This is a genomic window from Diaphorobacter sp. JS3051 (assembly GCF_015832135.1).
GTDB lineage: Bacteria > Pseudomonadota > Gammaproteobacteria > Burkholderiales > Burkholderiaceae_C > Diaphorobacter > Diaphorobacter nitroreducens.
The window spans coordinates 1,270,201-1,282,243 of sequence record NZ_CP065406.1; the positions used below are offsets into that span (position 1 = coordinate 1,270,201).

Consider the following 12,043-nt stretch of genomic DNA (forward strand, 5'->3'; position numbering starts at 1 on the left):
ACCAGAAAGCGCTAGAGCCTTATTTCACTCAAACCCACTCAGCGTCCACCAAAGCCACCACCGCCCGGCGTGTGGATCTCGAACACATCCCCCGCTTCCATTTGCGCCTGCCCGATGTGCTGCAGCGGCTCCGCCCGGCCGTCCGCACGCACGACGCGGTTGACGCCGGGCATGCCCGGCTGCCCACCCGCCATGCCGAAGGCGCCGTGCACCCGGCCGTTGGACAGAATGCTCGCGGTCATCGGCTCCAGGAAGCGGATGCGGCGCACGCCGCCGTCGCCGCCCTTCCAGCGGCCGCCGCCGCCCGAACCGGCGCGGATGGCGTAACTCTCCAGCCGCACGGGGAAGCGGAACTCCAGCACCTCCGGATCGGTCAGGCGTGAATTGGTCATGTGCGTTTGCACCACGCTCGTGCCATCAAAGCCCCCCACCAGCGCGCCCGCGTCGTCGAACTGGCCGCCCGCCCCGCTGCCGCCCGAGATGGTCTCGTAATACTGGTAGCGCGCGTTGCCGAAGGTGAAGTTGTTCATCGTGCACTGGCTGGCCGCCGACACGCCCAAGGCGCCCAGCAGCGCGTTGGTGATGCAGCTGGAGGTCTCCACGTTGCCCGCCACCACCGATGCCGGCGGGTTGGGGTTGAGCATGGAGCCCGGCGGAATGATGACCTGCAGGGGCTTGAGACACCCGGCGTTGAGCGGAATGTCGTCTTCAACCAGCGAGCGGAAGACGTAGAGCACCGCGGCCATGCACACCGCCGTGGGCGCATTGAAGTTGTTGGACTGCTGCGCACTGGTGCCGGTGAAGTCGATCACCGCACTGCGCGTGGCCGCGTCGATGCGCACGGCCACGGTGATCTGCGCGCCGTTGTCCAGCGGCAGGGTGAAATGCCCGTCCTGCACGCGCGCGGCCAACCGCGTGATGGCGCGGCGCACGGACTCCTCGGCGTTGTCCTGCACATGCTGCATATAGGCCTGCACCACGCTCAGGCCGAAGTGCTCCACCATGCGGCGCAGCTCCTGCACGCCCTTCTCGTTGGCGGCGATCTGCGCCTTCAGGTCGGCCAGGTTCTGCTGCGGGTTGCGGCTGGGGTACTCGCCACTCTCCAGCAGCGCAATCATCTCGGCCTCGCGCAGCACGCCGGCATCCACCAGCTTCACGTTGTCGATCTGCACGCCCTCTTCCTCGATGCGTGTGGAAAACGGCGGCATCGACCCCGGCGTGGTGCCCCCCACGTCCGCATGGTGGCCGCGGCTGCCCACGTAGAAGGTGGGCTCGGCCGCTTCACCGTGGTCGTCGCCGATGTAGACCGGCGTGATCACGGTGATGTCCGGCAGGTGCGTGCCGCCGTGGTATGGGTCGTTCAGCACGAACACGTCGCCGCGCCGCATGCGGCCACGGTTGCGCGCGATCACGGTGCGGATGCTCTCGCCCATGGATCCCAGGTGTACCGGCATGTGCGGCGCGTTGGCAATCAGCTGGCCCTCGGCGTCGAACAGCGCGCAGCTGAAGTCCAGCCGCTCCTTGATGTTCACCGAGTACGCGGTGTTCTGCAGCTGCAGCCCCATCTGCTCGGCAATGTTCATGAACAGGTTGTTGAACACCTCCAGCAGCACCGGGTCCACCTGCGTGCCCGCGGCATGGCGCTGGGCGCGCGGCAGGTGGCGGTGCAGCACCAGATGGTCCAGGGACGTGAGCCGTGCCTGCCAGCCCGGCTCTACCACCGTGGTAGCGTTCTTCTCGGCAATGATGGCCGGGCCCTGCAGCAGGTCGCCGGGGCGCATGTCTTCGCGCACCACCAGCGCGGCGTCGTGCCAGGCCGGTGTGCCGTCCGTGCCCACGGTGAACATGCGCACGGTGTCGCGCCGCGGCACTTCGCGCTCGGGCTGCAGGTCCTGCGCGTGCTCGACCGGCGCATCACCCGCCACCACGGCTTCCACCGACACCGCCTCCACCATCAGTGCCTTGCCCAGCATGAGGAAGGCAAACCGCTGGCGGTACGCGGCCTCGAAGCCCCGCGTGATCGCCTGCAGGTCGCCAAAGGGCACAGCCAGCGCTGAATCGGTACCCTCGTAGCGCACATGCACGCGCCGACGCACCACGATGTCGCCGCCCGAGAGGCGCTCTTGCGCCATCTCGGCCTCGGCGGCCTCGGCCAGTGCATCCAGCGTGGCGGTGATGCCGGGCAGCGCCTCGGGTGTGAGGCGTGCCTCCACTGCCTTCTCACGCATCACGTTCTGGTCGGCCAGCCCCATGCCGTAGGCCGACAGCACGCCCGCCAGCGGATGCACCAGCACCTGCTGCATGCCCAGCGCATCGGCCACCAGGCAGGCGTGCTGGCCGCCCGCGCCGCCAAAGCACTGCAGCGTGTAGCGCGTGACGTCGTAGCCGCGCGCCACGGAGATCTTCTTGATGGCGTTGGCCATCTGCTGCACCGCGATCTGGATGAAGCCATGCGCGCAGGCCTCGGGCGTCAGCGCGGCTGCGCCATCCGCCGCGCCTGCGGTCAGGCCCGCCAGCGCCGCAAAACGCTCACGCACCACGACCGCGTCCAGCGGCTCGTCGGCGCCATGGCCGAACACACGCGGGAAGTACGCGGGCTGGATCTTGCCCACCATCACGTTGGCATCGGTCACGGCCAGCGGGCCGCCGCGGCGGTAACTGGCGGGACCGGGGTTGGCGCCGGCGCTTTGGGGACCTACGCGGAAACGGGCGCCGTCGAACTCCAGGATGGAACCGCCGCCCGCGGCCACCGTGTGAATGCTCATCATGGGTGCACGCATGCGCACGCCCGCCACCTGGGTCTCGAACTCGCGCTCGAACTCACCCGCAAAATGGCTCACGTCGGTGGACGTGCCGCCCATGTCGAAACCGATCACGCGCACCGGCGGCTGCGTGGCGGCCGCACCGCCCCCTGGCGCTGCCTCGGCCTGCGCCGCAATCTGCGCCGTGCGCGCCATGCCCACGATGCCGCCGGCCGGCCCGGAGAGGATGGCGTCCTTGCCCTGGAAGCGGTGCGCATCCGTGAGCCCCCCCGAGGACTGCATGAAATACAGCGGCACGCCCGGCATCTCGGCCTCCACCTGCTGCACGTAGCGCCGCAGGATGGGCGACAGATACGCGTCCACCACGGTGGTGTCGCCCCGGCTCACGAACTTCATCAGCGGGCTGGTGCCGTGCGAAGTGCTGACCTGCGTGAACCCGGCAGCCAGCGCCAGGCGGGCGGCTGCTTCCTCATGCGCGGGATAGCGGTAGCCGTGCATGAACACGATGGCCACGCTGCGCAAGCCGGCGTCATAAGCGGCCCACAGGCGTTCCTTCAGGTGGTCTTCCTCCAGCGGCTGTACCACCTCGCCGTGCGCGCCCACGCGCTCCTGCGCCTCGATGACGCGGCTGTACAGCAGTTGCGGCAGCACGATGTGCCGGTCGAAGATGCGCGGGCGGTTCTGGTAGGCGATGCGCAGCGCGTCCTTGAAGCCACGCGTGGTAACCAGCAGCGTGGGTTCCCCCTTGCGCTCCAACAGCGCGTTGGTGGCCACGGTGGTGCCCATCTTCACGCACTCCACCAATTCAGGCGTCACGGCCTCGCCCGGCGCCAGCCCCAGCAGGTGGCGGATGCCCGCCACCGCCGCATCGCGGTACTGCTCGGGGTTCTCGGAGAGCAGCTTGTGCGTCACCAGGCTGCCGTCGGGGCGCCGGCCCACGATATCGGTGAACGTCCCCCCCCGATCCACCCAGAACTGCCAGAGTTTCTTTGCCATACCCGTTTCCTTTGTGTGCCGCGTGTGAAACATTGCGGAGAAAGAACCCACAATTTACCGATAATTTATCTGCAAGCCTGCATGATCCATACCGGATATTCACCACCCCGCCCACGCATATGACCCAACCGCCCGCCGCCACAGGTTCCCGGCTGCTTGACCTGCCACTGAAGCGCACGCTGCACGCCTGGGTACAGCGCTTTGGCGAGCCGCGCTGGCGCGGCTGCCACGTGGAAGGCTGGGTGTTCGAAAGCCAGGCCGCGCGCCTTGCTGCGGCGCAGCAGCTGGCAGCCGCAGGCGTGCATGCCCGCTTTCACAGTGCCTACAAGCCGCTGGTACAGCATTTCATGGACCACGTGGATTGCACCCAGGTGGTGCAGGCCCGCGTGCGCTACCCGCTGGCGGCGCACGGGCCTGCACAGCGCTTTCGGTTGGAGGCCTATCCGCTCGCCGCCCTGCTGGGGGGCGGCATCTTGCACATGGAGCCCCACGACGACGCCAGTGGCGGCTACCGCGTGGAACTGGAACTGCGCGACGGCACCCGCACCGTGCAGCACGTGCACGCACCCAACCGCGTACACACCGACATGACGGGCGCCACGGTGCTCTCGCCCACCGGCTGGCTGCGCGTGGGCACACAGGAAGGCGCTGCCGACCTGATCGACACCGCCGTATGCACCGACTACGAGCAGGCCTTCGCCGCGGCGGTGCAGGCGGTGCGCGGTCACGCGTGGCCGGACCATGAGCCGTACTTCGACCGCCTGCTGCTGCGCGTGGACCTGCCGGGCTACGAGCAGCCCGTGGGCGCCACCGGCGAGACCATAAGCACCCTGGAGGCGCTGCACGAGGACCTGTACTTCACGCTGCTGGAGTTCTTCCAACAGCACAGCGGCCGCCCCGTGGGCGACCGCCGGTTGCAGCCCGGGCAGATCGTGCCCGACGTGCGCGCGGGCGACGGCGCTCCGCACGTACAGGTGGACCTGCTGCCCTTCGCGGCGTGCGCCGACGACCTGCCAGCCCACCCAACGGCCCACGCCCCGGACAGTTTGGCGACGCTGGCCGAGTCCCCTGCCCCTGATCGCATCACCCAGACCCTGCACGCCTGGCCAGCGCAACGTTTCAGTGCCCGGTCACGTCAGGGACGCACCGTATGGGGGCAGTACCACGCGGGCACGCAGGCACCGGTGTTCATCAGTGCGGGCCAGCATGCCAACGAGACATCGGGCATCGTGGGCGCGCTGCGCGCCGCCGAAGTGCTGCAGGCGCAACCCGGCGCGCACTTCGCGCTGATCGCGCTGGAGAACCCCGACGGCTACGCTCTGCACCGCGCGCTGTGCGCCCGCCACCCGAGCCACATGCACCATGCCGCGCGCTACACCGCGCTGGGCGACGATGTGGAATACCGCGACCACGCGCCGCTCTACGAGCGCGAGGCCCGCCAGTCCGCGCTGGCGCTGTCGGGCGCGCAACTGCATGTGAACCTGCATGGCTACCCCGCGCATGAGTGGACGCGACCGCTGTCGGGCTATGTGCCGCGTGGATTCGAGCAGTGGATGCTGCCCAAGGGGTTCTTCCTCATCCTGCGCTACCACGCCGGCTGGCAGCAGCCCGCGCGTGCGCTGCTGGAGGCCGTGTGCGCGCGCCTGCGGCAAGTGCCGGGGCTGGCAGATTTCAACGCACGCCAGCGGGCCCTCTACGAGCACCACGCAGGCCCGCTGCCCTTCGAGGTGCTGGATGGCATCGCCTGCATGCAGTCGCAGACGTCACACGATGCGCCGGTGACGCTGATCACCGAGTTCCCCGACGAGACGGTGCACGGCGACGCCTTCCGCTTTGCGCACACGGTGCAGATGCACACCGCCCTGGCCGCCGTGCAGGCCTGGCAGGACATTGCCACGCATCTGCCATCGCCCGTCGGCACTTCAAGCCAAACAGGCCTCTAGCGCTTTACCGACAAGCGCTAACAGCTATCAAATAAATAGCATTTCTCACATGGACGCCGCGGCACGGGCCGCCTGGTCGTACATGCCGGACAGCACGCGCAGCAGGCGCGCCAGCTCGCCAATGTCGCGGTTCAGGCCGTCGTCGGCATTCAGCGCATCGATCAGGCAGCTCTCGCGGATCTCACGGTAGCGCTGCACATGGGCGCGCCCCGCCTCGGTGGCGGCGTAGGTCACGTCCTTGCCGTTCTTGCTGGAGGCCACCACGCCCAGCGCCAGCAGCTTCTTGAGCGAGTAGTTCACCACGTGCGTGTCTTCCACGTTCATGATGAAGCAGATGTCGGCCAGCCGCTTGTCGCGTGCGCGGTGCGTCACATGGTGCAGCACCACCACGTCCAGCGGCGTGAGGTCGCGCAGACCGGCCGCGGCCATGCAGTGCACCACCCAGCGGTGAAACGCATTGCCCGCGACGATGAGGCCGAACTCGAACTCGCTCATCTCCGCACTGCGGTCCGACACCAGATGCGCGGACGACACGATGGGCCCGCGCGCCTTGGCGGCCTTGCCCACCTTGGCAGTGGCAATGGCAGCGGGGGCTGGGGACTTGGGTCTGGCGGCTGCGGTCATGGTTTCACTCCGAGGACTGCGCCAAAAGCGACAGATGGCATTGGCATGGGATGTGCATGTCGATTGATTGTAGGGAGCAGCCCGATGATTTGCCGGCAATTTATCGACATTCAGGTGAATCACCTAGGCCGTTTCCCTGTGGCCCCCGCTACAGTGATCGCGCTGAGCCCCCTCTCTTCTCAACCCTTGCGGAGACCCCCGAGATGAAGCGTCGAAACCTTGCCGCCGTTGCACTGGCTGCCCTCACCGGCCTGTGCGCCCCCGCCCTGCATGCCCAGACCAAGTGGGACCTGGCCGCCGCCTACCCGGCCACCAATTTCCACACGGAGAACCTGGCGCAGTTCATCAGCGACGTGGACAAGGCGTCGGGAGGCAAGCTCAAGATCACGCTGCATGCCAACGCCGCACTGTTCAAGGCGCCCGAGATCAAGCGCGCCGTGCAGGGCGCGCAGGCGCAGCTCGGCGAGATCCTGCTCGCCAACTTCCAGAACGAATGGCAGATCTTCGGCGTGGACGGCCTGCCCTTCCTGGCCGACAGCTACGACGCGTCGATGAAGCTGTACAAGGCGCAAAAGCCGTTCCTGGAGAAGAAGCTGGCCGAGCAAGGCATGGTGCTGCTGTACGCCGTGGCCTGGCCGCCACAGGGCATCTACACCAAGAAGCCCGTGAACAACGCCGCCGATCTGAAGGGCATCAAGTGGCGCGCCTACAGCCCCGCCACCGCGCGCATCGCCGAGCTGGTGGGCGCGCAGCCGGTGACGGTGCAGGCCGCCGAGTTCTCGCAAGCGCTCGCCACCGGCGTGGTGGAGTCCACCATGACCTCGGGCGCGACGGGCGTGGACAGCAAGCTCTACGAGCACCTCAAGTATTACTACGACACCCAGGCCTGGCTGCCCAAGAACGCGCTCATCATGAACAAGAAGGCATTCGATGCGCTGGACAAGCCCGTGCAGGACGCCGTGCTCAAGGCCGCCGCCGACGCGGAGACCCGCGGCTGGGCCGCCAGCCGCCGCGTGAACGAGGACACGTTGGCCAAGCTCAAGGCCGAGGGCATGCAGGTAGTGCCGCCCAGCAGCCAGCTGAAGGCCGACATGGCCAAGGTGGGCGACACCATGCTCAAGGAATGGCTGGACAAGGCCGGGCCCGACGGCAAGGCGCTGATCGACGCCTACCGCAAGTAACACCTCCCCGCCCAGAGCCTCCACGCGCCAGACCACGATGCGACGCCTGTTGAACTTCCTCTATGACGGCGCCGCCGCGCTGGCGGCGCTGTGCATGGTGGCGCTTCTGTGCGCCGTGCTGCTGTCCATCGTGAGCCGGCAGCTCAGCTTCCATGTACCGGGCATCGACGCCTATGCGGGCTACCTCATGGCGGCTGCGGGCTTTCTGGCGCTGGCGCATACCCTCAAGCGCGGCGAGCACATCCGCGTGACGCTGGTGCTGAGCGCCCTCAAGGGGCGCGCGCACCAGGCGCTGGAGCTGTTCGCGCTGGCCCTGGGCACGCTGCTGGCCGTGCTGTTCGCGTACTACAGCGTGCGGCTGGCCTGGCAGTCGCATGCGTTCAACGACATCTCCACCAGCAGCGACGCCACGCCGCTGTGGCTGCCGCAGCTGTCCATGGGCGTAGGCGCGATGGTGATGGCGATAGCCTTCGTGGACGAACTGGTGCTGCAGCTCCTGGGCCGGCGGGCGGGCGCCACGCCGGGCGAAGCCCTGCGCAACGAATGACCGGAAGACGCCTTCATGAGTGACCTTGCCATCACCGGCCTGTTGATCCTGTCGCTGTTCCTGATCCTGGGCAGCGGCGTGTGGATCGGGCTCACGCTCTCGGGCGTGGCCTGGATCGGCATGCAATTGTTTTCCTCGCGCCCCGCGGGCGATGCCATGGCGGTGACCATCTGGGGCTCCTCGTCGAGCTGGACGCTCACCGCCCTGCCCCTCTTCATCTGGATGGGCGAGATCCTGTTTCGCACGCGGCTGTCGCAAGACATGTTCAAGGGCCTGGCCCCGTGGGTGCAGGGCCTGCCCGGGCGGCTGCTGCACACCAACGTGGTGGGCTGCACCATCTTTGCCGCCGTGTCGGGGTCCAGCGCCGCCACCTGCGCCACCATCGGCAAGATGACGCTGCCCGAGCTCACGCGCCGCGGCTACCCCGAGAAGATGGTCATCGGCACGCTGGCCGGCGCCAGCACGCTGGGCCTGCTGATCCCGCCCTCGATCATCATGATCGTCTACGGCGTGACGGCCGAGGTATCGATCTCCAAGCTGTTCATTGCCGGCATGCTGCCCGGGGTGCTGCTGGCCGCGCTGTTCTCGGGCTACATCATGTTCTGGGCATTGCGCCACCCCGACCAGGTCCCAGCGGCAGATCGGCAGATGGGCCTGCTGGACAAGCTGCGCGAATCGCGCGCGCTGATTCCCGTGGTGCTGCTCATCGCCGCGGTGCTGGGCTCCATCTACACGGGCATCGCCACCGCCACCGAGGCCGCCGCCGTGGGCGTGGTGGGCTCGCTGGCGCTGTCCGCGGCGCAGGGGTCGCTGAACTGGGCGAGCTTTCGCGACGCGCTCATGGGCGCCACGCGGCTGTACTGCATGATCGCGCTGATCCTCGCGGGCGCGGCCTTCCTCACGCTGGCCATGGGCTACATCGGCCTGCCGCGGCACTTGGCGGAATGGATCTCTTCGCTGGGGCTGAGCCAGGCGCAACTGGTGGTGGCGCTGGCCGTGTTTTACATCGTGCTGGGCTGCTTCCTGGACGGCATCTCCATGGTGGTGCTGACCATGGGCGTGCTGATGCCCACGGTGAGCGCAGCGGGCATCGACCCGATCTGGTTCGGCGTCTTCGTCGTGCTGGTGGTGGAGATGGCGCAGATCACCCCGCCCGTGGGCTTCAACCTGTTCGTGCTGCAGGGCATGACGGGCAAGCAGCTGCCGTGGATCGCCCGCGTGGCCGCTCCCATGTTCCTGCTGATGTGCGCGGCCGTCACGCTGATCTATGTGTTTCCGGGCATCGTGACCTGGCTCCCGCAGCAAATGACGGCGCGTTGACGAGGCCGCCGCCGCTCGGCAGCGCCTCCCTACAATGCGCCGATGTTCCACGTTCTTGCCATCTGCGCCGGTGCCTGCGCCGGCGCGCTCGCGCGCTGGCAGCTGGGCCTGTGGCTCAACACGCAGGGCGCGCTGCTGCCCTGGGGCACGCTCGCGGCCAACCTCATCGGCGGCTACCTCATCGGCCTGTGCCTGGCGCTGTTCCAGGCGCTGCCGCAGTTGGACCCGGTATGGCGCGCGCTGCTCATCACGGGCTTTTTGGGGGCGCTGACCACCTTCTCCACCTTCTCGGCCGAAGTGGTCGGGCTGCTGCAGCAGCAGCGCCTGTCCCAGGCCCTGGGCCTGTGTGCACTGCATGTGGCCGGCTCGCTGTGCATGACCTGGGCCGGGCTGCACAGCCTGCCCTGGCTATGGGCGGGCGCGCGGCAAGGCGTTTGATCACTATTAATTTAATAGCTGCTAGGGCTTGATACATAAGCGCTACAGGCCATTTTCATTAAAATCCCCTCGCTACACTGCGCACCCCGGCGACTGCCCCACAAACAGCCGCCTCCACTGAAAAATCATCCATGCAAGCCAATACCGATCTTCAAGACAGCCGCCTGGCGCATGCCTTGGCCGAGCTGCACAACTACGCCGTTGCCGGCAATCCACTGCACGCCGACGCCTACCGCCTCGCCTTCGCCGACCCCGAGTTCATGCTGCGCCGCGAGACGCGCGGCATCCGTTTTCAACTGGAACTGCTGAAGCCCGACCTGGGCCTGACGGCGCAGGGCATCGAGCACACCGTCGTGGTGTACGGCAGCGCACGCTTCATCTCGCCCGAAGCGGCCGAGCAGCAACTGGCCGATGCACGTGCCAGCGGCGATACCGAGCGCATTGCGCGCGCCGAGCGTGCGGTGAAGAACGCCTATTACTACGACCAGGCCCGCCAGTTCGCGCGCCTGGTGGCCGAGTACAGCGAGAGCCGCCCGCCCGCCGAGCGCCTGTACATCTGCACCGGCGGCGGCCCGGGCATCATGGAGGCGGCCAACCGCGGCGCGCACGACGCAGGGGCGCTCAACGTGGGCCTCAACATCTCGTTGCCGCACGAGCAAAGCGGCAACCGCTTCATCTCGCCCTCGCTGTCGTTCAAGTTCCACTATTTCGCTCTGCGCAAAATGCACTTCATGATGCGCGCCAAGGCCCTGGTGCTGTTCCCTGGCGGCTTCGGCACGCTGGACGAACTGTTCGAGGTGCTCACGCTGGTGCAGACCGGCAAGGCCAAGCCCGTGCCCATCGTGTTGTTCGGCGTGGCCTTCTGGAAGAAGCTGATCAACTTCGAGGCGCTCGTGGAGCAAGGCACGATCTCGCCCGAGGACCTCCAGCTGTTCCACTACACCGACGACCCAGCCGAGGCCTGGAGCATCATCCGCACGTTCTACGAACTCTGACCGCACACCAGCGGCGCACCGTGCGGACCGCCTTGCCTGTCCAGGCCTGTCAGGGATGCGGCGGAGGGGCCGGCGCCTCGCCGCGCAACCGCCAGGCCACGCGCGCACCCAGCCCCACAGTGGCGCCCACGGCCCAGAACAGGCCACTCAGCCCCACCAGCGCGCTCGCGGTGCCAAACAGCAGCGGCATCACCACGCTGGAGCCGTTGATCGCCATCAGCCGCAGACCCAGCGCCTCGCCATGGCGGTGCGCGGGCGTGAGTTGGTGCAGCATGCTCATGATCATGGGCTGCACCGAGCCCAGCGCGAACCCCAGCAGCACCGAGCACGCTCCCAGCGTCACGGCCGTCGGCAGCAGCGGATAGACCGCGAACAGCAGTGCCGTCGCCACCATGGCGCCGGTGACCACGGTGGATTCGCGCAGCCGGTCGGCCACCAGCGGCATGAGCACGCGGATCACCGCGGCGGCAATCGCGAACGCGCCGAGGATGGAGCCGATCACCGAGGCCGACAGCCCCCGCTCATGCCCCAGCAGCGGCACCACGAAGGTGTGCACGTCCCAGCACGACGACAGCAGCCAGTTCACGATGAGCAGCCGCCGAAAGCCGGGCTCGGCCAGCAGGTCCCAGGCCCGCGCGCGCGTGCCGTCCTCCGCGGCCACCACTGGCGGCATCTCCTGCGTGCCGCGCACCCAGAACCAGGTGGCCAACGGCAATACCGCCATGAGCGCGAAGGCCGCGCGAAAGCCCATGGTCGCGCCCGCCTGCGCACCCGCGTGATCGATCAGCAGCCCCGCGCAGAACGGGCCCAGGAAGTTGGACACCGCCGGCCCGATGGCCAGCCAGCTGAAGACCTGGCGCAGCTGCGTGCCGCCGTGCGCGGCGCGGCCCACGTGGCGTTGCAAGGCGATCGTGGCAGCCCCCGTGGCGCCACCGGTGAGCAGTGCCGCAACGCACAGCACCGCAAACGTCGGCCACACCAGCGCCGCGCCGGCACCCAGGACGGCCGCGACGACCGCGTGGCGCACCGGGCGCTTGAGCCCATGGCGGTCGGCATAGCGCCCCGCGGGCAGCGCCAGGAACACCTGCGTGAGCGCGAACAGCGCCAGCAACACGCCCACGGCCGCCGCGCTGTAGCCCTCGCGCAGCGCCAGCAGCGGCGCGGCCATGCGCATGCCCGCCATGCTGGCGTGGATGCAGATCTGGCCGGCGATCAGCCGCGCGAGCGCCAGGTTCAA

9 protein-coding genes are annotated in these 12,043 nt (G+C 68.2%); 6 read left to right on the forward strand and 3 right to left on the reverse strand.

The window, feature by feature from the left end:
* Nucleotides 1-38: 38 nt before the first annotated feature.
* Entirely contained in the window at nucleotides 39-3,758 is a 3,720-nt protein-coding gene (locus I3K84_RS05995) for a hydantoinase B/oxoprolinase family protein (RefSeq protein WP_196995705.1), read from the reverse strand.
* 119 nt (nucleotides 3,759-3,877) lie between these two features.
* Between I3K84_RS05995 and I3K84_RS06000 the strand changes: the two genes are divergently transcribed.
* Entirely contained in the window at nucleotides 3,878-5,701 is a 1,824-nt protein-coding gene (locus tag I3K84_RS06000) for a peptidase M14 (protein WP_196995706.1), read from the forward strand.
* A 45-nt stretch (nucleotides 5,702-5,746) separates the two neighbouring features.
* Here I3K84_RS06000 and I3K84_RS06005 read toward each other — a convergent pair whose 3' ends face one another.
* Nucleotides 5,747-6,325 (reverse strand): winged helix DNA-binding protein, encoded by a 579-nt coding sequence (locus tag I3K84_RS06005; protein ID WP_047349166.1) that lies wholly within the window; start codon nucleotides 6,323-6,325, stop codon nucleotides 5,747-5,749.
* A gap of 203 nt (nucleotides 6,326-6,528) precedes the next feature.
* Here I3K84_RS06005 and I3K84_RS06010 point away from each other — a divergent pair, with 203 nt between their 5' ends.
* The 5 genes from I3K84_RS06010 to I3K84_RS06030 all read left to right on the forward strand — a co-directional run bounded on the left by I3K84_RS06010 (nucleotide 6,529) and on the right by I3K84_RS06030 (nucleotide 10,806).
* Nucleotides 6,529-7,506, forward strand: coding sequence for a TRAP transporter substrate-binding protein (locus I3K84_RS06010; protein WP_196995707.1), 978 nt, complete (start codon nucleotides 6,529-6,531; stop codon nucleotides 7,504-7,506).
* 37 nt (nucleotides 7,507-7,543) lie between these two features.
* The gene (locus I3K84_RS06015) at nucleotides 7,544-8,053 is read left to right on the forward strand and encodes a TRAP transporter small permease (RefSeq protein ID WP_015912993.1); all 510 of its coding nucleotides are present in this window, start codon (nucleotides 7,544-7,546) and stop codon (nucleotides 8,051-8,053) included.
* 15 nt (nucleotides 8,054-8,068) lie between these two features.
* Nucleotides 8,069-9,373: a TRAP transporter large permease gene (locus I3K84_RS06020; protein WP_196995708.1), complete on the forward strand. Its 1,305-nt coding sequence runs from the start codon at nucleotides 8,069-8,071 to the stop codon at nucleotides 9,371-9,373.
* A gap of 42 nt (nucleotides 9,374-9,415) precedes the next feature.
* A complete protein-coding gene (crcB, locus tag I3K84_RS06025; protein ID WP_196995709.1) occupies nucleotides 9,416-9,811 on the forward strand; it encodes a fluoride efflux transporter CrcB in 396 nt (131 codons plus the stop codon).
* A 131-nt stretch (nucleotides 9,812-9,942) separates the two neighbouring features.
* A complete protein-coding gene (locus I3K84_RS06030; RefSeq protein ID WP_196995710.1) occupies nucleotides 9,943-10,806 on the forward strand; it encodes a TIGR00730 family Rossman fold protein in 864 nt (287 codons plus the stop codon).
* Nucleotides 10,807-10,855: 49 nt separating this feature from the next.
* On the opposite strand, the gene I3K84_RS06035 is transcribed toward I3K84_RS06030, so the two are convergent.
* Nucleotides 10,856-12,043, reverse strand: a complete 1,188-nt coding sequence (locus I3K84_RS06035; protein ID WP_172206651.1) for an MFS transporter — start codon at nucleotides 12,041-12,043, stop codon at nucleotides 10,856-10,858.